Consider the following 22,439-nt stretch of genomic DNA (forward strand, 5'->3'; position numbering starts at 1 on the left):
TCCTCCCCCAGGCGCTCATCCCAGGAGTTGGCCATGGTCGCCGCCGTGGGGAAGCAGGTTGCGGGGAGACTGGCGTTCAGCCCCAGGTGGTCCGCCGCCCCCGCCTGCTTGCGCAGCCCGTGGGGGCCGTCCGACAGGTACATCTCCGGGATGCCCAGCCGCTTCACGGCCTTCGTTGTAAACTGGGTCCCCCCGCTCAGCAGACTGCATTTCTCCTCCAAGGTCATTTGTGAGATTAATTCCGTATATTTCAAATCACATTCCCCCTTATTGTGCTCGGACACATTAGCATTTGCAGTATAGCATATCCCCTAAAAAAGAAAAGCCTCTTTGCGCAAACGGTTGTTTTTCGTTCGTAAATTGCATTCGACCGCACCGCGAAAGTGCCGAATGGAAAAAATTTTTTGCTCGTGACGCAGCGTCACGAATGATACTGGGAAACGGAGGCGATATTAAAAGGGCATATACAGTGGCCGGAGTGCCCATGTATCTCGGTCTTGTGGAGCGTCTGAACGGCCAGCGGTGAGACGTTCCCCTTCCGCAAGGCGGCGGTGGCGTTTCATCTCATCGACAGCCCCACCCACACCGTCTATATCCCGGAGGGGGATGGCGGGGGGCTGGTAAAGCGCCTGCGTGCCGGCGAGCGGAGCCGCGCTCTGTTCCGCAGGCTGGGACGGTACGGCGTGTCTGTTTACGAAAACCACTTCCGGGCGCTGGAGCAGGCCGGAGGCTTGGAACTCCTGGAGGACGGCTCCGCCATTCTGATAAATTCAAGTCTGTATGGGGACCATACCTGGCTGTCGCTGGAGACGGATCTCGAAACTGGATTATTCACCTCATATAATTGAGGCGCAGGAACTTTGTTTTGTTCCTGCGCCTCACTACAGGCCGCATGACGGATATTTGTTTGATTCCGCCGACTGCGGACGGCGGAGCTCTGCGAGGCTTTTACTGCGGAGGGAATTTTGAAAGTCTGAGGTCCTGCGGCCCCAAAGGGGCAGCAGGACCTCTCTGTTCATTGCTTACGATTGCTTATACCAGGCCGTACCGCTGCAGCAGCTCCATGATGATGGTGCCGTCCACCTTTTTCAGCGCGTGCTTGCCCAGGAACTCGGCCACGAAGGGCAGCTTGATGTCCTCCAGCTTTTTTCCGTCCATCATCTTGCTGGTGGAGTCCAGCAGGACGCGGATGTCATAGCAGGAGCCCCAGACCTCGGGCACGCCCCGGTCCACGTCCAGCAGGGTGTAAACTGCCTCCATGGCGGTGCGGACGGAGTACTCGGTGGTGAAGACGGTGTCCCGCACAGTGTCGGCGAACTGGCCGATGAAGGCGAAGTTCACGCAGCCCTCGGGCACCACCTTGGGCCGGTCCCCCGCGGTGCGGGGCATGAAGAAGGCGGTGATGTAGGGCATCATGCAGGGGATGGTGCGGGCGCTGTTGCGGGCCATGTCCTCAATCTCGCTCTCAGGCACGCCCACATGGTAGAGCCACTCCATCGCTATCTCCGCGCCGGTGCACTCCCGCATGGGCTTCTTGACGAAATCGCCGGGCCGGTCGCCGTAAAGGCCGTAGACCCAGACCACCAGCTGCCCCTTGGGCTGCTCCTTGAAGTGAGGCTGGCGGTTGATGGTCCAGCTCATGAGCCAGGAGGAGTCCTTGCAGGTGACGATGCCGCCGGTGGTCACCTTGCCCGCGAAGGGGTCACGCTTGCAGATTTTCTCAAGATAGGGCGGGATGCGGTCGTCCAGAGTGGTTACGGTGGCGCTCTCCCAGTAGGTCTTTTCAATATTGCCGCAGAACTTCTCGGGTCGGCCGAAGGCGGGGTCCTGGGCGGCGATGTTCTTCCAGAGCTGCCAGCAGCCGCCCTCGCCGGGCCTGGTCTTCATCTCGGGCGCGGTGTCGTTGTCGCCCAGGGTGGAGTTCTCGGTGCAGGAGCCGTTGGTGACGAAGACCAGGTCGTCCTCGATGAGGTCGATGGCCTCCTCCCTGCCGTCGTGGACGCAGAGGATCTGCCGGGCAATCTTTCTGCCGTCCCGGAACTCGAAGCGCACGTTGGTCACCCGGGTGTTGTACTGGAACTGGACGTTGTGGTCCTCCAGGTACTTGATCATGGGCAGAATCAGGGACTCGTACTGGTTGTACTTGGTAAACTTCAGGGCGGAGAAGTCGGGCAGTCCGCCGATGTGGTGGATGAACCGCTGGATGTAGAGCTTCATCTCCAGGGCGGAGTGCCAGGTCTCAAAGGCGAACATGGTCTGCCAGTAGAGCCAGAAGTTGGACTGGAAAAACTCCTCGGTGAACACGTCGGTGATTTTTTTGTCGTAGAGGTCCTCATCCCGGGTGAGGAAGAGCTTCACGATCTCCATGGACGCCTTGTCCGAGAGGGCAAACTTGCCGTCGGTGTGGGCGTCCTGGCCCCGGTTCACCGTGGCCCTCTGGAGGGAGTAGTTGGGGTCGTGCTTGTTGAGCCAGTAGTACTCGTCCAGGACGGAGTGCTCCGGATTCTCGATGGAGGGGATGGAGTGGAAGAGATCCCACAGGCACTCGAAGTGGTTCTCCATCTCCCGGCCACCCCGGATGATAAAGCCCTTCTGTGGGTCGTTGATGCCGTCGCAGGCGCCGCCGGCGATGTCCAGCTCCTCCAGGATGTGGATGTGCTCGCCCTTCATCTGGCCGTCCCGGACCAGGAAGCAGGCGGCGGAGAGGGCGGCCAGGCCGGACCCCACCAGATAGGCGGATTTCCTGTCCACGCCCGCGGGCTTCTCCGGGCGGGCAAAGGCCTCATAGTTACCGTTGCTGTAATACATAACTCATACCTCCATGAAATAGTGGCGCAGCCCCTTGTCTGCCGGGGGAGCTCTTTGATGGTTGTATGATACCGCCCTTTGCCTGCGCCCGCCATAGACAGCCTCCGCCGGGTGTCGGAATTTCCGACACTCCCGGGCAACTGTCTGAAATTTGGACTGATAGCCCCGTACATCCAATCTCCGTGTCCGGAGACGACGCGGCTCGTCAAATGTTGACATTTGCCCAAAAAACAGCTATTCTTGCATTGAACGTATATCAGAAGAGGCGTACGCCTCTTCTGCCTGCCAGGGGCCCCTGGCGCAAAAATTTTTCCCGCGGGGCGGGAAAAGGGAGTGAATGCGATGCGCCGCCGGATTCCCGCCGCCCTCCTGTCCGCCTGCCTGCTCCTGACCGCCGCCTGCTCGGACGAGCCGCCGGCGGCGGAATCTCCTCCGCCCTCCTCCACGGTCGTGGCGGAGCCTCCGGTCCTCCCCGCAGCCTCCCGGCCCGTGACGCTGGAGACCGTCCGCGCCTCCGCGCCTGCCGACCTGCCGGCGGACGCCCCGTATGCCGACGCGGTGAGCTATGCCCTGTATCACGGCTTCCTCCGCGGGGACGAGGAGGGCCGCTTCCGCCCCGACGACCTGGTGGACCGGGCCACGGTGGTCACGGTCCTCCAGCGGATGTCCGGCCGGACCGCCGACTACGACGGGCGCTTCTCCGACGTCTCCGCCGGCGACTGGTGCGCCTCCGGCGCGGCATGGGCGGCGGAGACAGGCGTTGACGCCGGCACACCCGGGGGGCTGTTCCGTCCCGCGGACCGGGTGACCCGCGCCGAGCTGGCCGCCATGCTCTACCGCTACGCCGGCCTGATGGGGTACGACACCGCCCTCTCCGGGAGCCTGGAGGCCTTTGACGACTCCGCCCTGGCGCCGGACTCCGCCGAACCGTCCCTGTCCTGGGCGGTGGGCGCCGGGGTTTTCAGCGGCCTTGCGGGCTTCTCCCTCTGCCCCGACGTCAGCGTCTCCCGGGGCCAGTTCGCCCAGACCCTGGTGTGTCTTCTGGCCTATGGCGAGGCCGAGAGCGTGGCCTGCGAAATCGCCGCCGGCTGCGTCAGAACCGTATCCAGCGCCAGCCGGGACCATCATGAAGAAATCCAGGCCGCCGTGGACGCTGCGGCGCGGGAGTACGGCGCAGTCGGCGTCCAGGTGGCCGTGGTGGAGGGCGGCGCGGTCACCGACACCTATGCCGGGGGCTGGGCCACCCGCTACCAGCTCTGTACCTATGACGACGCCGGCGGCGCCCTTGTCACATCCGAATACGGCGACCCCATGACGGCAGACCACAAGCTGCGGGTGGCCTCCCTGTCCAAGGTGGCGCTGGCCATGGGGGCCATGTGCCTTAGGGAGGAGGGCGTGATAGACCTGGACGAGGACCTGGGGACCTACTGGGGCTGCCGGGTGCGAAATCCCGATTACCCCGACGCCCCCATCACCCTGCGGGCCATTCTCTCCCACACCTCCTCCATCTTTCTGGCGGGGGACGGCGTGTCCCGGGAGTACGCCCAGGTCCGGAGCCGGCTCTCCGGCGGCGCCGGCTTCAGCCGCGTCCAGCCCGGCTCCATCTGCTCCTGGGGCTATAATAACTACGCCTTCGCCGTGCTGGGCATGACCCTGGAGCAGGCGGCGGGCCAGGTGATGGACGACGTTATGACCCAGCGTATCTTCCGCAGCCTGGATATCGACGCCGCCTTTGAGACCGGGAGCATCCGCAACACCGACCTTCTCGCCACCCTCTACAACCACAGCGGCGGGGTGGAGCGCTCCGTCAGCGCCCAGAAGTCCCTGGGACTCGCCTCCGCCACCCCCGGGGCCACGGGCCGCTTCTTCGCGGGCGGCTTCACCATCTCCGCCGCCGATCTGGCCAAGCTGGTGGCCGTCCTCGCGGGCGACGGCGTCTGCGAGGGGCTGCGGGTGCTCTCCGCCGAGTCGGTGGAGATGATGGAATCTCCCCTGGGCATCCCCAGCGCCCCGGAGGAGTCCTGCCCGTTCGTCCAATGCCACCCGCTCCGCTACCAGGAGGATATCTACGGCCGCGGCGGCCTCTTCTACCACACCGGCAGCTCTTACGGCGTCTACAACTGCATCTCCTACGACCCCGACACTGGGGACGGCGTGGTGGTTCTCACCACCGGGGCCAGCGCCGCCAGGGACGACCGGGGTATCTACGCCGTCTGCGGCGATATCACCCGGTACATTTATGAGGTTCTCGCCTGATGTGCATCTCATCCGTCCCGATACGACATGGAGGTCCTATGCTGAAACGATTGTTCACCCTTCTGCCGGCCGTCTGCCTGCTGATTTCCCTGGGCGGCTGCGCGGGCGCTCCCCCCGTCCACACCGCCGATATGCCCCTGGAGTCACAGACGGCTCCGCCCGCCCCCGTCCCGACGCCCACGCCCACGCCCGCCCCGGACCCGGAGCCGCCCGCCCCCACAGTGGCAACACTCGCTGTCTGCGGCGACGTCATGAGCCATATGCCCGTCACCAACGACGCCTGGGACGCGGAGCGGGGCGTCTACGACTACACCCCCATTATGGCCGAGGCCGAACCCTATGTCTCCGCCGCCGACTACGCCGTCGCCAACCTGGAGACCACCCTGGCCGGCGGTCCCGGGTACTCGGGCTATCCCCGGTTTCACTCGCCCGACGCCCTGGCCTATGATTTGAAGTCCCTGGGCTTCGATCTGCTCCTCACCGCCAATAACCACTGCATGGACACCGGCTTTCAGGGCCTCTCCCGCACGCTGGACGTGCTGGACGAGGCGGGTCTCGCCCATGTGGGCACCAGCCGGACTTTGGAGGAGGCCCAGTCCGATATCACGGTGGCCGACGTGGGCGGCATCTCGGTGGCCTTTCTGGGGTACACCTACGGCACCAACGGCATCCCGCTCTCCGGCGACGCGCCCTTCTGCGTAAATCTCTTCAACACCGACTATATGACCAGCCTCTCCACGCCGGACACAGACCGGCTCCTCCGGGATATGGCGGCCGCCCGGGCGCTGGAGACCGACCTCATCGCCGTCATGATTCACTGGGGCGTGGAGTACCGCGTCGAGCAGAACGAGTATCAGGAGCGCCTTGCGGATCTCCTGATTGAAAACGGCGCGGACCTCGTCCTGGGCGGCCACCCCCACGTCCTCCAGCCCATGGAGCAGCGGACTGTGACGGGCGCGGACGGGCGCGGGCATACGGGCTTCGTCTGCTATTCCCTGGGCAATTTCATCTCCTCCCAGAACTACGCTCTCACCGACACCACGGTGGTCCTTACCCTGGAGCTGACGAGGGATAACGTCACCGGGGAGGCAGCCGTAACGGACTGGACCTACGTCCCCCTGCTGATGCTGGACCGCGGGGGCGGCAGCGGGCGCTTCGGGCTCATCGACGCCCATGCCGCCCTCAGCGGCGCCCAGCCGCCGGAGCCCGGCCTGGAGGCCAGGCTCACCCGCGCCATAGAGGACTGCCACAGGATTTTGGGCCCCGAACACGACCCCCGGGCGGAGGGCTCCCGGCAGGAGCCCTCGGACGAACCCGCCGCGTAAACCCAAAGGCAGCGGAATCCAAAGCAAAGGCCGGCCCTTCTTTTCCGTCATGCCGGCTGAAAGAGCGTCTCCAGCGCCGCCGGCGATATGCCGGGCCTGGGATGTCGCTTCCCAGATGGAATGCGGCGGAAAACCCCGGTCTAACGAAACTCCAACAAAGCGCATGGTATCCTTTCCGGAGGCAGAGATGGCGGACGGCCTCCTGACCCTGGCGAATCCGGAGGCCGCCCAGGCAGATGGGACGGCGGACGCCCTGCCCCATATCTTTGAGCCCTTCTACCGGGCCGATCCCTCCCGCTCCCAGCAGATCCCCGGCTTCGGCCTGGGCCTGGCGGTCGTCAGGATGGTCGCGGCGCGGCATGGCGGAGCGATAGAGGTGACGACCCAAGGGGGCCGACTCGGCATTCACCATAACCTTTGGGGCCAATCATGCAGGCAATTAAAATCGCCGCTCATGAAGCAGCCGGGTCAATGCCCGGCTGCTTCATGAATGCGTGAGCCGGGCAGGGCGGAAAGCCTGCTTTCCGCCATCGGGACAGGCGGCTCTATTTCAGCTCCATTCTGATGCCGTCGCAGGCAGCCACGGATTCAGGAAAAATCGCCCGGGCGGCGCTGAGCGCCTCCCACGGGGCGGTGAGCGCAGGGCTGTAGTGGGTGATCCAGAGGCGCTTCGCCCCGGCCCGCCGGGCCAGCTCCCCAGCCTCGGCGAATACCATGTGTCCCTTTTCGTGGGCCTTCTCCGCATCCGCCCCGTACAGCCCTTCCGCAATCATGAGCCCGGCGTTCCGGCCAAGCTCCGCCACCGCCTCCACCGGCCTGGTGTCGGTGGAGTAGCTGACCACATAGGGCTCCCGCACGCCGGAGAGCACCTGCTCCGGCAGGATCAGCCGCCCGTCCTCCAGCGTGACCGCCTCCCCGGCGTGCAGTGCGCGGTAGAACTGCTGCGGAATACGGAGCAGTCCTGCCTTTTCGGGGCTGAAGACCGGCTTGCGCGCGACCTCGATCCGCCAGCCGTAGCAGGGCACCCGGTGGTCCAGCGCCCGGCAGGTCATGGTGAGGCCCTCCCAGCCGGGCAGCGTATCCCCCGGCAGGAGCTCCGCCGCATGGACCGGAAACGGCAGCGGCGCCACCACCAGAAGAGCGGTGAGCACCTCCCGCAGCCCCGGAGGCCCGGCGATGAGCAAAGGCTCGGTGCGCCCGGTGTTCCCCAAGGAGAGCAGAAGCCCCGGAAGGCCCATCACATGGTCGGCGTGGAAGTGGGTGATGAGGATGGTCTCCAGGCGGCTCAGCTTACAGCCCGCCTCCCGCAGGGCGATCTGGGTCCCCTCCCCGCAGTCGATGAGCAGGGCGCCGCCCTGATACTCCATCCAGCAGCAGGTCAGCCACCGCCCGGGCAGCGGCAGCATCCCGCCGGTCCCCGGCAGGCATACGCTCAGCATGGCTCCTCCCTTTCCTCAGCCCTCAAGCTGAAATGACGGTCTTCTTTCCGCCGCTTCTTTTCTAACCGCTGACTTTCAAAATGCTTTTTCTATAGGGTTCGTTGATGGCGGACAGGTATACTGGTGTTTTCTAAAAATATTGTCTGACCACCGCTTTGACGATTTCGGCGCTCCCCCGCCCGCGGCGGAGCGGGAGAGCGCCGATGGTAAAAGCGGCAGGCGAAGGTACCGCGTCAAGGTGGGCCGGACTTGCGTCAGCCCCGCCGCGGATTCCACACCCCATAGAGTTGCCGGCTGATTCAGAAGAGGATGAGCAGGAAAGACGCCAGCAAGCCGCAGATGGCCGCGAACTCCACCAGGCACAGCTTGATGATGGTACGGCGGAACCCCTCCATATCGGTGAGGGCCTCCCTCCTGACCGCGCCCGCCGCAACGCCGCCCCCGGCCAGCGTGGTGAGGGCGTTGACGGCGCCGAAGAGCGCGCAGAACGCCGGGAGGCTGAGTCCCAGCTCCAGAGCTTCCGGCATGCCGCTGAAGCATCCGCTCTGCATGGCCAGGTAGAACGCCTGAACGACGCCATAGATGACCTTTGTCCCGCCATAGGCCAGGACGATTATCATCCGCGCGTTCTCCGCCCCGGTGTCCGTCCTTTCGGCCGCCCACTCGTCCCGGGCCAGGTCCCGGTTCCTCCGCGCCATCATGACCCACAGGACCGAAATGACGAAGGCCAGCAGTGGAAGCCCGGCAAGGACCAGAAAAGCCATATAAACTGAATCCATCAAGATTGCCCCCCTCCAGGAATTGATGAAAATGCGAACTCATATCCAAAATTATATAGTATAGCAGCCGGTATGACAAGCTCTTACCTGCGTGGGTGTGAAGCCCAGGAGCCGCTTGGAATACCGGCCATCCTCATCAGCAAATAATGACCTTCTGGACCCTAAAATCGGAGGACTCATCTGCCCAGCCAGCTATCCGGCGGCCAGCAGCAGCGTGGCGGGCAGACTGTCGCGCTGCTGCTAGCCGCCTCCGGCCTGCCCCTGTTCCGGCACTGTGAGTTAAATCGAAGCCGGAGGAGATACTGCCGCGAGTGCGGCGTCCCAAGCGTTTTTGCCAACGGCAAAACCTTGATGCCGGGCGGATTTACTCCGCCCGAGCAGATGAAATAAACCGGGTGGAGCCGCCAAAGGCGGCGGAACCCAAAAAGAGGGACAGGAAAGTCAAACCCGAAGTCTGAAAAAAATTCGCCGCGAGTGCGGCGTGCCAAGCATTTTTGCCTTCGGCAAAAATCTTGATGCCGGGCGGATTCACTCCGCCCGAGCAGATAAAATGAACCGGGTGGAGCCGCCCAAAGGCGGCGGAACCCAAAAAAGAAGCACTGGCTTTGCCAGTGCTTCTTTTTTGGTGCCGGTAGTCGGACTCGAACCGACACGATGTCGCCACCAACGGATTTTGAGTCCGTCACGTCTACCAATTCCATCATACCGGCATGTAACGCTGGATATTATACCGCATTTTTGCCTGCTTGGCAAGCTGTTTTTCCCGGTTCTGCCGGTAAACACCCCGCCGCTCCCGCGAAGGCAGAGCCGCCTCCCGGCCGGGCCGGGAGGCGGCTTCATCAGTTGCGTTCTCAGGGATTGTTTAGTTCGGCCTCTTTCAGCCCGGGATGATCCATGGGCTTGATGATGGTGCGGTAAGCCCCCAGGAAGAAGAGGGTGCACAGCAGCAGTGAGGAGAGCTCCGCAATCGGGTAGGCCCACCAGACCAGGGTCACCTCGCCCAGCTTTGCAAGGAGCCAGGCGGCGGGCAGCAGGACCACCAGCTGGCGGATAATGGACACCAGCATGCTCTGAATGCCCCGGCCCAGGGCCTGGAAGGTGGAGGAGGTGATGATGTTGTACCCCGCCAGTGGGAAACAGATGCTGATGATCCGCATGGCGGGTATGCCGATACGCAGCATATCGTCCGAGGCGTTGAAGATCAGGAGAATCTTGTCGGGGATGAGCTGCATGATGATAAGCCCCACCGCCATGATGGCGACGGCATAGACCATGGAGAGCTTCACGGTCTTCATCAGCCGGTCCTTCCGGCGGGCGCCGTAATTGTAGGCGATGATGGGTACCATGCCGTTGTTAAGGCCGAAAATGGGCATGAAGACGAAGCTCTGCACCTTGCCGTAAACCGTGAGGACCGCGGCGGCTGTGTCCGTAAAGCCCAGCAGGATTTTGTTCATGCCGAAGATCATCAGGGAGCTGATGGAGTTCATGATAATGGAGGGGAGACCCACGGCGTAGATTTTCCTGATAATCCAGCCGTCAGGCCGAAAGTGCCGCAGGGAGAGCTTGATCTCCGGGTTTTTGAAGTGGTTGAGCAGGACGGCCAGAATGGCCGCCACAATCTGGCCCAGGACGGTGGCCAGCGCAGCGCCGGTCACGCCCATCTTGGGGAAGGGCCCCAGGCCGAAGATCAGGATGGGGTCGAAGACGATGTTGAATATGGCGCCGACGCCCTGGGTGATCATGGTGTAGAACGTGCGGCCGGTGGACTGGAGCAGCCGCTCGAAGATGATCTCAATGAAGATGCCGAAGGAGCCGATGCAGCAGACCACCATGTAGTCCACGCCGTACTCCACAATTTCGGGGATATCGGTCTGAGCCAGGTAGAAGGGTCGGGCCAGCAGCGTGCCGACCACCATGAACACCACGCAGGAAACGGCGGTGAGGAAGACGCCGTTGTCGGCGGTCTTGTTGGCCCGCTCGAAATCCTTCTCGCCCAGGCTCTTGGAGAGAAGGGCGTTGACGCCCACGCCGGTGCCCACGGCCAGGGCGATCATAATGTTTTGAATGGGGAAGGCCATACCGACGGCAGTGAGGGCCCGCTCGCTGATCTGGGCCACGAATACGCTGTCCACCACGTTATAGAGGGCCTGAATCAGCATGGACAGCATCATCGGCACCGACATGGACAGCAGGAGCTTGTTCACGGGCATGACGCCCATCTTATTCTCTGGGATACGCTCGGACATATAAAATTTTACATTCCTTTCAATTCACACTTCCCGCCCTGCGTCCGCTCAGCCGAGCTGGGCCTCCCTGGCGAGGGCCGCATGGTAGATGATCTCCACAGCGGTGTCCAGCCCCAGGGCGGAGCTGACGCAGAGGTCATAGCTCTTGCGATCGCCCCAGCGGATGCTGGTGAAATAATTGTAGTAGGAGGCGCGCTGCTTATCCTGGCGGATGACGAAGCCCTCCAGGTTGTCCTCCTTGTCGTGGTACTCCTCACGGGCGCGCTGCACGCGCTGCTCCAGAGGCGCGTAGACAAAGGTGCGCAGCAGCTCCTTGTGCTCGCGCAGGATGTAGTCGGCGCAGCGGCCCACGATGACGCAGCCGCCCTTGTCCGCCAGATCCTTGATGACCCCGGACTGGGCGATAAACACCTGGTCGGGGATGGACAGGGAGTGGGTGGAGAAGTACAGGTCGTACATAAAGCTGTTGGTGGGACGGCGCTCGGCCTCCCGGACAAAATTCTCCGCAAAGCCGGTCTTCTTGGCGACGCCCTGGATGACCTCCTTGTCGTAGAAGGGGACGCCCAGCTTCTCCGCCAGGCGCTGGGCAACGATGCGGCCGCCGGAGCCGTACTCCCGGCCGATGGTAACGATAGTCTTCATAAAAACCTCCGTTTCTGCCGCATAGCGGCGACAAAAAGTATGGTGGAAAATACATTGGCGATTTCCCCGCGCCGGAGCACGTACCCCGGCGCTCATCCCCACACAAGGATGAAAAAAACCGCCCTTCGGCGGCGATAAGGCTGGAAGAGCTGACCGCCTTCCCTTACGATTTCATTATACTGGAATTTAGCCGTAAGGTCAATCATCCGTTTCAATTTTGTGAAAACAGCTTAGATTGCGGCGTTTTTCCCCCGGAAATCTGTTTCTCCTTGACAGCCTCCCGTCCCAGGCCTTAGGATAGGGGGAGAACACGACTTATGAAGGAGTGACCACAGTGAAACATATCAGTTTTATCGGCGTGGGTATCATGGGCAAGGCGATGGTCCGCAATCTCATGAAGGCCGGCTTCTCACTCACCATCTACAGCCGCACCCGGTCCAAGTGCGAGGACGTCATCGCCGAGGGGGCGGCCTGGGCGGACACCGTGGCCGATTGCGTAAAGCACGCCGACGCCGTCTGCACCATCGTGGGCTACCCCGCCGACGTGGAGGCCGTCTATTTCGGCGCGGGCGGCATCATTGAAAACGCCCCTGCCGGGGCCTATCTGGTGGACATGACCACCACCAGCCCCGCCCTCTCCGCGCGCATCTGGGCCGCGGGCCGGGAGAGGGATCTCCACCCCCTGGACGCCCCCGTCACCGGCGGCGACACCGGGGCCAGAGCCGGCACCCTCTCCATCCTGGTGGGCGGGGACGAGGCCGATTTCCAAGCCTGCATGCCCCTCTTCGAGGCCATGGGCAGGAACATCGTCCATTTCGGCGGCGCGGGCGCGGGCCAGCACGCCAAGATGGCCAACCAGATCGCCATCGCCGGGGCCCTCTCCGGCGTCTGCGAGGCGCTGACCTACGCCGGCGCCAAGGGCCTGGACCCCACCGCCCTCCTCTCCGCCATCTCCACCGGTGCGGCCGGTTCCTTCCAGATGACCGCCATGGGTCCAAAGATGGTCGCCGGCGACTTCGCCCCCGGCTTCATCATGAAGCATTTCATCAAGGATATGGGCCTGGCCGACGAGGAGGCCAGGGCCGCGGACCTCACCCTCCCCGTGCTGCAGCAGGTCCTGGGCGAGTGCCGCTCCCTGGAGGAGTCCGGCTTCGGCGACCTGGGCACCCAGGGCCTCATCAAGTACTACCAGCCCTGACGCCGGGAATGTCCCTCCCTTAATCATAAATTTCCCGTAAATCCTGACACCGGATGTCAGGGTTTGCGCGGTATCATACCCCCAGATGGATTTGAAAGGAGGGCTTTTCATGCTGGAACTGCCCGAGGCCCAAACGATAGCCCGCCAGCTCGGCGAGACCGTCCTGGGCCGGGAAATTATCTCCGTTGCGGCCGGGGCCTCTCCCCACCGCTTCGCCTTCTTCACCGGGGACAGCGCCAACTATCCCCTGCTCCTCACCGGCCGCACCATCGACGCCGCCTACCCCCTGGCCCGTCTGGTGGAGCTGGCCCTGGGGGATTACCGCCTGACCCTGGGGGACGGCGCAAACCTCCGCTACCTGGCCCCCGGCGCGGCCGTGCCGAAGAAGCACCAGCTTCTCCTGGGCCTGGACGACGGCTCCCATCTGGTCTGCACCGTCCAGATGTACGGCAGCCTGGAGTGCTTCCGCGACGGTGAGAACGACAATTTCTACTATCTGGTCACCAGGGAGAAGCCCACGCCCCTCTCGGAAGGTTTCGACGCGGACTACTGGTCCTCTCTCCTCTCCAGCGCCGGCCCCAGCCTCACCGCCAAGGCCTTCCTCGCCACTGAGCAGCGTATCCCCGGCCTGGGCAACGGGGTTTTGCAGGACATCCTCTTCACCGCCCGCATCCACCCCAAAACCAAGCTCTCCGCCCTGACGGACGGGGAGCTGGATACCCTCTTCCACCGCGTCAAATCGGTCCTGGCCGACATGGCCGCCAAGGGGGGCCGGGACACGGAGAAGGACCTCTTCGGCAATCCAGGCGGCTACCGCACCCTTCTCTCCGCCAAGACGGTGAAGCATCCCTGCCCCTACTGCCTGGGCGCCATCCAGCGCCAGGCCTACCTGGGCGGCAACATCTACTTCTGTCCCCACTGCCAGCCGCTGAAACTTTAGGATATCCCCGCCGCACCAAGGCTTCCCACGCAGGGGAAGTCTTGCTCTGTCTCCGCCTCCCCGCTCATGGAAGGAGCTGCGGCCCCTGCGCTGCGGGGCCAGGGCTTCCCAATATGCCTCCGTAACCCCGTAAAAAGCGAGCGTGGACGGCACATGCCGTCCACGCTCGTTATGTACTGCTCAGAACAGCCCCGAGATAACCCCGTTTTCATCCACGTCGATTTTCTCCGCGGCAGGGACCTTGGGTAGGCCCGGCATGGCTCCCCACCCGGCCAAGGCCGCGCGGGGACCCCGGATTTCATTCAAATCGGTGGAAATGAATTCCACCGATTTCAAGGTTTTGGCCGCCTCAGCGCCGTTGCGGGCCGGTACGCATACCGGCGGGCAAGCCATACCCGGGCCAAAACGCTTGTGCGCCGCACTTGCGGCGGTCATGACCATGCCCGACTCAGAACAGCCCCGAGATAACCCCGTTTTCATCCACGTCGATTTTCTCCGCGGCAGGGACCTTGGGTAGGCCCGGCATGGTCATAATATCGCCCGTGAGGGCCACCACGAAGCCCGCGCCGGCGGAGACCTTCAGGTTGCGCACCGTAATGCGGAAGCCCTTGGGCGCACCCAGCAGGGCCGCGTCGTCGGAGAAGGAGTACTGGGTCTTGGCCATGCAGATGGGCAGGCCGCCGTACCCCAGCTCCTCCAGCTGTTTGAGCTGCTTTTTCGCATTGGGGGTGAGGTCCACGCCGTCGGCGTGATAGATTTTGGCGGCGATGGCGTTCAGCTTGTTCTCGATGCTGTCCGCCGCGTCGTAGCTGAAGCGGAACTCGCTTGGCGTCTCGCAGAGGCGCAGGACCTCCTCGGCCAGGGCCCTGCCGCCCGCGCCGCCCTTGGCCCACACCTCGGAGAGGGCCACGTTGACCCCCAGCTCCCTGCACTTGTCCTCCACCAGCTTGAGCTCGGCGGCGGTGTCGGTGGGGAAGGCGTTGATGGCCACCACGCAGGGCAGACCGTAGACCTCACGGATGTTCCCCACGTGCTGCAGGAGGTTGGGCAGGCCCTTCTCCAGGGCCTCCAGATTCTCGCTGTTGAGGTCCGCCTTGGCCACGCCCCCGTGGTGCTTGAGGGCCCGTACGGTGGCCACCACCACCACGGCGGAGGGGACCAGGCCGCCATAGCGGCACTTGATGTCCAGGAACTTCTCCGCGCCCAGATCGGCGCCGAAGCCCGCCTCGGTCACCACATAGTCGCCCAGCTTGAGGGCGGTGTCGGTGGCGGAGATGGAGTTGCAGCCGTGGGCGATGTTGGCGAAGGGCCCGCCGTGGATGAGGGCAGGGGTGTGCTCCAGGGTCTGGACCAGGTTGGGCTTGATGGCGTCCTTCAGGAGGGCGGTCATGGCCCCGTCGGCCTTCAGATCCCGGGCGGTTACGGGCTTGTCGCTGCGGGTGTAGGCCACCACCATCCGGCCCAGCCGCTCCTTCAAATCCATCAGGCCGGAGGAGAGGCAGAGCACCGCCATAATCTCGCTGGCGACCGTGATGTCGAACCCATCCTCCCGGGGCACGCCGTTGACCTTGCCGCCTAGCCCGCAGACAATGCTGCGCAGCTGCCGGTCGTTCATGTCCAGGCAGCGCTTCCAGGTGATTTTCCGCACATCGATGTCCAGGGCGTTGCCCTGCTGGATGTGGTTGTCCAGCATCGCCGAGAGCAGGTTGTTGGCCGCGCCGATGGCGTGGAAGTCGCCGGTAAAGTGGAGGTTGATATCCTCCATGGGCACCACCTGGGCGTAGCCGCCGCCGGCCGCCCCGCCCTTCACGCCGAAGACGGGCCCCAGGGAGGGCTCCCGCAGCGCCAGAACCACCTTCTTGCCCAGCAGATTCAGCGCGTCGGACAGCCCCACGCTGGTGGTGGTCTTACCCTCGCCGGCAGGGGTGGGGTTGATGGCGGTGACCAGAATGAGCTTGCCCTTCCGGGGCAAATCCCGGAGCGCGCCGATATCCAGTTTGGCCTTGGTGCGGCCGTAGGGCTCCAGGGCGTTTTCCCCGATACCCAGCTTGGCTGCGATTTCCGTAATAGGAAGCATTGTGGACTCCTGGGCAATTTCGATGTCGGTCTTCATCTGCTCTGCTCCTCCTTTAGAATTCCTAATATTGGAAAGTCTTGCCGATTGAAAAGGGCGCACTACTCAGGTACGTAGTGCGCCCAGACGGTCGGCCTTTTCTGGGGTCCGTGGGAGAATCGGCGGAAAGAGGCCCGGGGGCGTTTCGGCTGTGTTCCATCTGACCCTGCGGCTATACTCCATGTGGTGATTCCACTTCCGTCAGTCATATAGCTCACATTCAGGATACCAAAGTTTGGGCGGCCTGTCAATAGACCGGCCGCCCGACTCCCATAAGTTATATTTCTGACGATGAACATTAACGCCTATTCCGTCTGCGCCATGGGGACAGGCTTCCCGGAATAGGCCAATTCCTCAAAATCCGCCACCGGCATGGGCCGGGCGAAGACAAAGCCCTGCACCATGTCGCAGCTGGTCCGCCGCAGAAATTCCGCCTGCCGGGGCCGCTCCACTCCCTCGCAGACAGTCTGGATTCTCAGTCTGCGCGCCAGCTCCAGCACGCTCTGGACCACGGAGTCCCCCCGGTCGTTCTCCCCCTCGTCGGAGAAGAAGGTCCGGTCCAGCTTGATGACGTCGATGTTCAGATCCTTGAGCATATTCAGTGACGAGTAGCCGCTGCCGAAATCGTCCAGCGAGCAGCGGTAGCCCCGCTGGTGGAACTCCCCCAGCACCATCCGCAGCGCCTCCGCGTTCTCGAAGGCCACGGTCTCGGTGAGTTCGAACTCCAAAAGCTCCGGCGGCACGTCGTATCTGGCCCGGATCTCGTCGTACGGGGCGAGGATATTCAGGCTGCGCAGATGGACCCGGGAGAGGTTCACCGAGATGGGCATGGGTTTTTTCCCCTCGTCCAGCCATTTGCGCAGCAGCCTGCAGACCTGCTCAAAGACGTAGAGGTCCACCTTCACGATGAAGCCGTTCTGCTCAAAGAGGGGGATGAACTCGCTGGGGGGCAGCAGTCCCCGGGTCCGGTCCCGCCAGCGCACCAGCGCCTCCGCTCCGGCCACGCTGTTCCAGCGCAGCTCCACCTTGGGCTGGAGGTAGACCTCAAATTCCCCCGCCGCCAGGGCGGCCTCCATGCGGTTTTCAATCTCCTTCTCCCGGAGCATCCGGCTGCGCCCGTCATTGGTGTAGAAGGCGCAGACGTTCACGCTGCCCGGCTTGCTCCGCTTGGCGGCCTCCCTGGCCTCGTTGGCCCGGCCCTGGATGGTCACGATGTCCAGCTGTGGATCGTCCACGATGCAGACTCCCTCAGCCATAGTGAGCAGATACTTCTCCTGCAGCTTATCATTGAAGCGGTTGATCTCCTCGGCCATCTCCCCCAGGCGCCGCTCCAGCACCGCCCTGTCCCCGCACTTCAGCAGCAGCTTGAACACGTCGCCCGAAATCCGGGCCAGCAGCTCGCCCTCGCCCAGCCGGGCGGCTATGACGTCGTGGATAAATTTGAGGGTCTTGTCCCCCATCTCGCTGCCGAAGGTGTCGTTGATGAGCTTGAATTTCTCCACATCCATGGAGACCAGCGCATAGGTCCCGGGCGGCGCGGCGCGGAGCAGCTTCACCGCCTCCCTGGTGAAGTAGGCGCGGCTGCGTCCCCCGGTCACCGGGTCGCAGAAGGCCAGCTGCTCCAGCTCCTTCCGCTGGCGGCGGAAGCTGCGCTTCACCAGGAGGATCAGCGCCAGGAAGAGGAGCACAATGGCGCTGTCCACCACCACGGCCAGGAGGATCATCCTGTCCACCGTCCTCCCCGCCGTCTCGGTGGGCACCACCGAGAGGAGGTACCAGTCGTTGTAGTCCAGCGGCTGGTAGACCATCGTCTTGTGAATCCCGTCGCGCAGCGCGTAGTAGAGGATGCCCGAGCGGCCCGACTCCATGTCGCTGCGCACCTGCCCGATGTCGTACCCCCGGTCCACACGCCCCAGCTCCAGGTCCAGGAAGAGGTTCAGGTCCTCGTCGGGCGCGTTTTTGCTGTCGGTGGATGTGACCACGTCACCCTGTCGGTCCACGATGACCGAGTATCCCTCCCCGCCGAAGCTCTCCACGCCCAGATAGCTGCGCATATCGTCCAGCAGCGCGCTCCCGGCAAGGACGCCCACCTGGGCACCGTCCTGCCAAAGCGGCACCGCGTACACCACCGCCATCGCCTCCTCCGTGGGGGAGTAGGCCACGTCGGACACCGCGGCCTCACCGCCCAGCGCCCGCAGGATGACCGGGCTGCCGCTCACTGAGAGGCTGCGGCCGTCGGTGGTCTCCATCCAGCCGTCCATATCCGCAATTCCCATGCGTACCATGTGGTTGCTCCCGGCGGCCACCCGCAGCAGCTCCATCCGCTCTCCCGGCTTCTCCAGCCGCAGGCAGAGATCTCCCGCGGTGTCCATGGCCTCAAAGACGTCCGCCATCCGTTGATCCACCTGATCCGCGATGTGGTTGGACACCTCCCCCAGGTACCGCTCTGTCTCCCCGTGCATGAAATTACGAAGAATGCTGACCCTGATAAAGCACATCAGCGCCACCACCGCACCCACCAGCAGCAGTCCAGCGATGAACACGCGAAAGCCGTGCGCACCCTCGTCCCAGTCTGTCTTCACCTGTTCACCTCCCCGCGTCACTCGTCCACGCGGAATCCATTTCTGCCCTGCTTTTTAGCCTCGTAGAGCGCCCGGTCCGCGCGCTGGTAGAGCTGACCGAAGGACTCGCCGCTGCCGGCCAGGGCCGCGCCGATGCTCACGCTCACCCGCAGCCCGGCCTCTCCGGTCTCCAGCGCCTGCGCCTGCTTGAGAATCAGGCGGCACTTGTCCTCCACCACCGTCCGCTCCTTCACGCTGGTCATAAATATTGCAAACTCGTCCCCGCCCAGCCGGCCCAGCAGGTCCTCCTGGCGGAACACCCTGCCCAGCACGCCGGAGAGTCCGGAGAGCACGCGGTCGCCGGTAAAGTGCCCATACTGGTCGTTGACGCTCTTGAAGTGGTCAATGTCGATGATGAGCAGCGCGCCCCGCCTCTCGCCGCCGTCCATAGCCTCGGCAGCCATGCTGCGGATGGTGGCGGAGTTGTAGAGCCCGGTCAGGCTGTCCCGCTGGGCCTGCTCCACCAGCAGCGCCCGCTCCTCTTTTTCCCGCTGGATATTGGTCAGCTTGCCGATGGTGACCAGGGGCTTGCCCCCCTCGTCCTTGAGCTGCTTGGCGGTGACCCGGAACCAGCAGCGGCTCCCGTCGGAGAGGGAGAGCTGCATATCCCTGCCCTGCTCCCCGCCGCTCTGGAGCATCCGGAACAGCTCCCGGCCCGCCGCGCCCTTTTCGGAGTCCTCCTGCCCGATGCGGAACCCAAAATGCTCTTGCACCACGGGCACGCCCAGCATCCGGGCGCTCCTGGCCGCCAGAGTGAGGCGGTCCTTCCGGTAGTCGTATTCGAAAAGATGCTCGTTTGAGAGCTCGCACAGCTGGGCATATCTGCGGTTTTCCAGCTCCGCCTGCCGCATCAGGCGCATCCGGGAGTGGTAATAGAGCAGCAACGCCCCGGCGATGACCAACGCCAGCACCGCCGCCGCCATCATGACCACCCAGGGGTTGGCCTTCACGAAGGCGCCCAGGGTGATGGACTCCTCCGGCACCGCGTTGCGGTAGACCATAGCCTGCAGCTCGTCATTGGGAATGCTGAGCACCGCCTTGTTGAGAATGGTGAGCAGGGTCATATCCACCGGCTTGGACACGCCAATGCACAGCTCCTGCGTGGTGCCCGACTGGGGCACCAGCGAGACATTGCGGTATTTATCGCGGTTGGCGTAGTACTGTACGGTGTAGCCGTTCCCGTAGGAGTAGTCCGCCCGGCCGCTGTCCACCGCCTCAATGCACTCGCGCACGGTGTCGTACCAAATGACGTCCCCCATGTATTCGCCGCGGTAGATGAGCCCCTTGGCCAGGGCCAGCCGCTTGCCCGCCAGGCTGGACGCGTCTATGCTCCCCCCCAGCACCATCACAATCTGGGCCTCCAGATAGGGCCGTCCCAGGGCGACGCCGTAGTACTCGGCGCTCTCGTAGTCGTAGGGGACGCAGGCAGCCATGTCCACCGTCCCCTCCTCCATAAACCGCACCAGCTCCTCCGAGGAGTGGGCCGTCACATACTGGAACTGTAGGCCCGTCTGCTGCGCAATATAGTCAAAGACCTCCCGGGCCACCCCCACAAACTCCCCGGTGTCCGGGTCGATGTCCTGTATCGGGGCCTTCCCCTCCACCACCGCCACCCGCAGGGTGTCCACGCCCCTGATATAGGTCCGCTCCTCGCCGCCCAGGCGGAGGCTGTCGTCCTTATGTCCAAAATACTTTTCGTATAGCTCCACCTCGAAATAGGGGTCCGCCTTGCTGATCTCCGCAATGGCGCTGCTGAGCCTTGCGGTCACCTGACTGTTCCCCTTGGTGGTGGCGAAGTAGAACGGGTTGGGGGAAAAGCGGACGATCTGCCGCATATCGTCCTCCAGGGCGACATCCACCCAGAGCACCGCGTCGGCCTCGCCGCTGTGCAGCTTCTCCAGCTGCTCCCTGTCGCTCTTGCAGGCGACGTACTCCACGCTGATCTGGCTGCTCTCGCAAAAGCGCGCGAGCTGCTCGTTGCGGGATACGGCCCGCTCAATCACCGCCACCCGCAGCACCCTGCCGATGGCGTAATTGCTCTCGGTGATGTCGCTCTCGTCCAGCACGGCCAGAACGGAGTGAGAGGTACCGTAGCTGTAGCCGGGATAGTCGTAAATCTCCTCCAGGGCGTCGCTGTAGTTCATGGCGCCCAGCAGGTCCAGATCGCCGCGCTCAAGCATCTCCAGCATTTCGGACAAAACGTCGTTGAGGCTGCCGTCCATCTGCACAAATTCATACTCCCAGCCGGTATACTGGGCGATTTCCCGGAGGTACTCGTAGGTATACCCCGACAGGTTTCCATCTCCGTCCACCTCGGTGAGCCCCGCCTGAATCGGAAAACCCACCCGCAGGGTCTCGCCGGACTCTGCCGTCGCCCGGCCCGGCGGTGCCAGGGCGACGCAGAGCAGCACCGTCATAACCGCGGCCGTCAGCCGCGCCAGCCTCCCCACCGCTCCACCTACTCTCTCTTTTGCATCATTTCCTGATAGCATATTCTACAGCATAACGAGGAAAAGCACAAGTTATATCATCCTGTTTCGTGCGCATTTATCTGCCCAAATATGTAACTATTCCATATTTTTACTGTACTTTTTGCACAGATTACCTATCCATGTTTTAGTTTTTTTGTCATGGTTGTCAAGCGCGGCTTTTTGTGTTAAACTATGCTTGGACCGGGATGGACTTCGTCCCCCCGGCTACATACAAACAGGCGGTACGGGACTACTCCATTCACGGGTACGTCCGTGCCCGAAATAGGCCCGTCTCGCCGTAAAAAAGGAGGAGACCAAAACCCGCCGGGCCGGCGGTGCGGCAGTGTGGAGACCTGCCGTAAAGCGTGCGGGGTGTCGCTCCCTGCCCGCAAGACTGTATTTGCAGAGGCTTTGCAGTCACGGCCTTGTACATGGCAACTTTGAGTCTGAAGAACATCAAGAAGATCTACGACAAGAACGTCGTAGCCGTCCACGATTTCAACCTGGAGATCGCGGACAAGGAATTCATCGTCCTGGTCGGACCTTCCGGCTGCGGCAAGTCCACCACCCTGCGTATGATCGCGGGCCTGGAGGACATCTCCGACGGCGACCTTTTCATCGGCGAGAAGCGGATGAACGACGTGGAGCCCAAGGATCGCGACATCGCAATGGTGTTCCAGAACTACGCCCTCTATCCCCATATGACCGTGTACGAAAATATGGCCTTCGCCCTGAAGCTGCGTAAGACTCCCAAGGCCGAGATCGACAAAAAGGTCCGCGAGGCCGCCGAGATCCTCGATATCACCACCTACCTGGAGCGCAAGCCCAAGGCTCTGTCCGGCGGCCAGCGCCAGCGTGTGGCCATCGGCCGCGCCATCGTGCGTGAGCCCCAGGTCTTCCTGATGGACGAACCCCTGTCCAACCTGGACGCCAAGCTGCGCAACCAGATGCGCGCCGAGATCATCAAGCTCCGCCAGCGCATCGACACCACCTTCATCTACGTCACCCACGACCAGACCGAGGCCATGACCCTGGGCGACCGCATCGTCATTATGAAGGACGGCTTCATCCAGCAGATCGGTACACCCCAGCAGGTCTTCGACCACCCCGCCAACATCTTCGTGGCCGGCTTCATCGGCTCCCCCCAGATGAACCTCTTCGACGCCAAGCTGGTCAAGGACGGCGCCGGTTATTACTGTACCTACGGCGAGACCCGTGTGGCGCTCTCCGACCGCATCCAGAAGGGCCTGGCCGCCAAGGGCGTGAACTCCATGGACGTCACCCTGGGCTGCCGCCCCGAGCATATGACCCTCAAGCAGGCCGCCGACCCCACCACCGTCAACGCCCATGTGGACGTGTCCGAGATGATGGGCAGCGAGGTCCATCTCCATGTGGTCGCCGGCGAGAAGGACGTGGTTCTGCGCATCCCCTCCACCGACCTGCCCGCCCAGCACCGGGCCGGCATTCCCTTCGGCACCGAGGTCCACTTCTCCTTCCCGGAGGACCTGGTCCATCTCTTCGACCCGTCCACCGAGCTGAACCTGCTGGCCCTGTAAGATAAGAACTAAGAATCAGATAATTCGGTCTGCCGCGAAGCTTCG

The 22,439-nt window shown here is 63.3% G+C and carries 16 protein-coding genes, 1 tRNA gene and 1 pseudogene; 7 read left to right on the plus strand and 11 right to left on the minus strand.

All coding sequences use genetic code 11. The features are described from left to right. On the minus strand, positions 1-227 hold a 227-nt coding region (locus H8S62_RS16635), incomplete at its 3' end, for a hypothetical protein (RefSeq protein WP_423788681.1). A 324-nt stretch (positions 228-551) separates the two neighbouring features. On the opposite strand from H8S62_RS16635, the gene H8S62_RS16640 reads away from it, so the two are divergent. Next, positions 552-848 carry a hypothetical protein gene (locus H8S62_RS16640; protein ID WP_186920312.1) on the plus strand — a complete coding sequence of 99 codons (297 nt, stop codon included), beginning with the start codon at positions 552-554 and terminating at the stop codon, positions 846-848. Positions 849-1,032: 184 nt separating this feature from the next. Here H8S62_RS16640 and H8S62_RS16645 read toward each other — a convergent pair whose 3' ends face one another. Continuing rightward, on the minus strand, positions 1,033-2,808 hold the full coding sequence (locus tag H8S62_RS16645; protein ID WP_186920313.1) for an oleate hydratase: 1,776 nt from the start codon (positions 2,806-2,808) through the stop codon (positions 1,033-1,035). Positions 2,809-3,150: 342 nt separating this feature from the next. Here H8S62_RS16645 and H8S62_RS16650 point away from each other — a divergent pair, with 342 nt between their 5' ends. The 3 genes from H8S62_RS16650 to H8S62_RS18435 all read left to right on the plus strand — a co-directional run bounded on the left by H8S62_RS16650 (position 3,151) and on the right by H8S62_RS18435 (position 6,879). Next, a complete protein-coding gene (locus H8S62_RS16650) occupies positions 3,151-5,064 on the plus strand; it encodes a serine hydrolase (protein WP_186920314.1) in 1,914 nt (637 codons plus the stop codon). 38 nt (positions 5,065-5,102) lie between these two features. Next, positions 5,103-6,389: a CapA family protein gene (locus tag H8S62_RS16655; protein WP_186920315.1), complete on the plus strand. Its 1,287-nt coding sequence runs from the start codon at positions 5,103-5,105 to the stop codon at positions 6,387-6,389. 187 nt (positions 6,390-6,576) lie between these two features. Beyond that, positions 6,577-6,879, plus strand: coding sequence for a sensor histidine kinase (locus H8S62_RS18435; protein WP_279287769.1), 303 nt, complete (start codon positions 6,577-6,579; stop codon positions 6,877-6,879). A gap of 55 nt (positions 6,880-6,934) precedes the next feature. Here H8S62_RS18435 and H8S62_RS16665 read toward each other — a convergent pair whose 3' ends face one another. The 5 genes from H8S62_RS16665 to H8S62_RS16685 all read right to left on the minus strand — a co-directional run bounded on the left by H8S62_RS16665 (position 6,935) and on the right by H8S62_RS16685 (position 11,495). Then, positions 6,935-7,828 carry a ribonuclease Z gene (locus H8S62_RS16665; protein ID WP_186920317.1) on the minus strand — a complete coding sequence of 298 codons (894 nt, stop codon included), beginning with the start codon at positions 7,826-7,828 and terminating at the stop codon, positions 6,935-6,937. A 299-nt stretch (positions 7,829-8,127) separates the two neighbouring features. Continuing rightward, a complete protein-coding gene (locus tag H8S62_RS16670; protein ID WP_155157538.1) occupies positions 8,128-8,592 on the minus strand; it encodes a hypothetical protein in 465 nt (154 codons plus the stop codon). Positions 8,593-9,230: 638 nt separating this feature from the next. After that, a tRNA-Leu gene (locus tag H8S62_RS16675) sits at positions 9,231-9,317 on the minus strand. 141 nt (positions 9,318-9,458) lie between these two features. Next, positions 9,459-10,853, minus strand: coding sequence for an MATE family efflux transporter (locus tag H8S62_RS16680; RefSeq protein ID WP_155145591.1), 1,395 nt, complete (start codon positions 10,851-10,853; stop codon positions 9,459-9,461). A gap of 48 nt (positions 10,854-10,901) precedes the next feature. Next, the gene (locus tag H8S62_RS16685) at positions 10,902-11,495 is read right to left on the minus strand and encodes a cytidylate kinase-like family protein (protein ID WP_155145593.1); all 594 of its coding nucleotides are present in this window, start codon (positions 11,493-11,495) and stop codon (positions 10,902-10,904) included. 334 nt (positions 11,496-11,829) lie between these two features. Here H8S62_RS16685 and H8S62_RS16690 point away from each other — a divergent pair, with 334 nt between their 5' ends. Next, the gene (locus H8S62_RS16690; RefSeq protein WP_186920318.1) at positions 11,830-12,693 is read left to right on the plus strand and encodes an NAD(P)-binding domain-containing protein; all 864 of its coding nucleotides are present in this window, start codon (positions 11,830-11,832) and stop codon (positions 12,691-12,693) included. A gap of 109 nt (positions 12,694-12,802) precedes the next feature. Next, complete coding sequence (locus H8S62_RS18440; RefSeq protein WP_186920319.1) at positions 12,803-13,633, plus strand: endonuclease VIII; 831 nt, start codon at positions 12,803-12,805, stop codon at positions 13,631-13,633. Between the two features lie 180 nt (positions 13,634-13,813). Here the strand turns inward: H8S62_RS18440 and H8S62_RS18740 are convergent. The 4 genes and pseudogenes from H8S62_RS18740 to H8S62_RS16715 all read right to left on the minus strand — a co-directional run. Next, a pseudogene (locus H8S62_RS18740) lies at positions 13,814-13,891 on the minus strand (formate--tetrahydrofolate ligase); the annotation flags it as partial. A 190-nt stretch (positions 13,892-14,081) separates the two neighbouring features. Next, positions 14,082-15,746, minus strand: a complete 1,665-nt coding sequence (locus tag H8S62_RS16705) for a formate--tetrahydrofolate ligase (protein WP_186920321.1) — start codon at positions 15,744-15,746, stop codon at positions 14,082-14,084. A gap of 305 nt (positions 15,747-16,051) precedes the next feature. Then, the gene (locus H8S62_RS16710; RefSeq protein WP_186920322.1) at positions 16,052-18,328 is read right to left on the minus strand and encodes an EAL domain-containing protein; all 2,277 of its coding nucleotides are present in this window, start codon (positions 18,326-18,328) and stop codon (positions 16,052-16,054) included. A gap of 17 nt (positions 18,329-18,345) precedes the next feature. Beyond that, positions 18,346-20,817, minus strand: a complete 2,472-nt coding sequence (locus H8S62_RS16715) for a diguanylate cyclase (RefSeq protein ID WP_186920323.1) — start codon at positions 20,815-20,817, stop codon at positions 18,346-18,348. A gap of 452 nt (positions 20,818-21,269) precedes the next feature. On the opposite strand from H8S62_RS16715, the gene H8S62_RS16720 reads away from it, so the two are divergent. Next, on the plus strand, positions 21,270-22,394 hold the full coding sequence (locus H8S62_RS16720; RefSeq protein WP_155145605.1) for an ABC transporter ATP-binding protein: 1,125 nt from the start codon (positions 21,270-21,272) through the stop codon (positions 22,392-22,394). The last annotated feature ends 45 nt before the right edge of the window (positions 22,395-22,439 follow it).

This window comes from Lawsonibacter faecis, assembly GCF_014287675.1.
Classification (GTDB): Bacteria; Bacillota; Clostridia; order Oscillospirales; family Oscillospiraceae; genus Pseudoflavonifractor; species Pseudoflavonifractor faecis.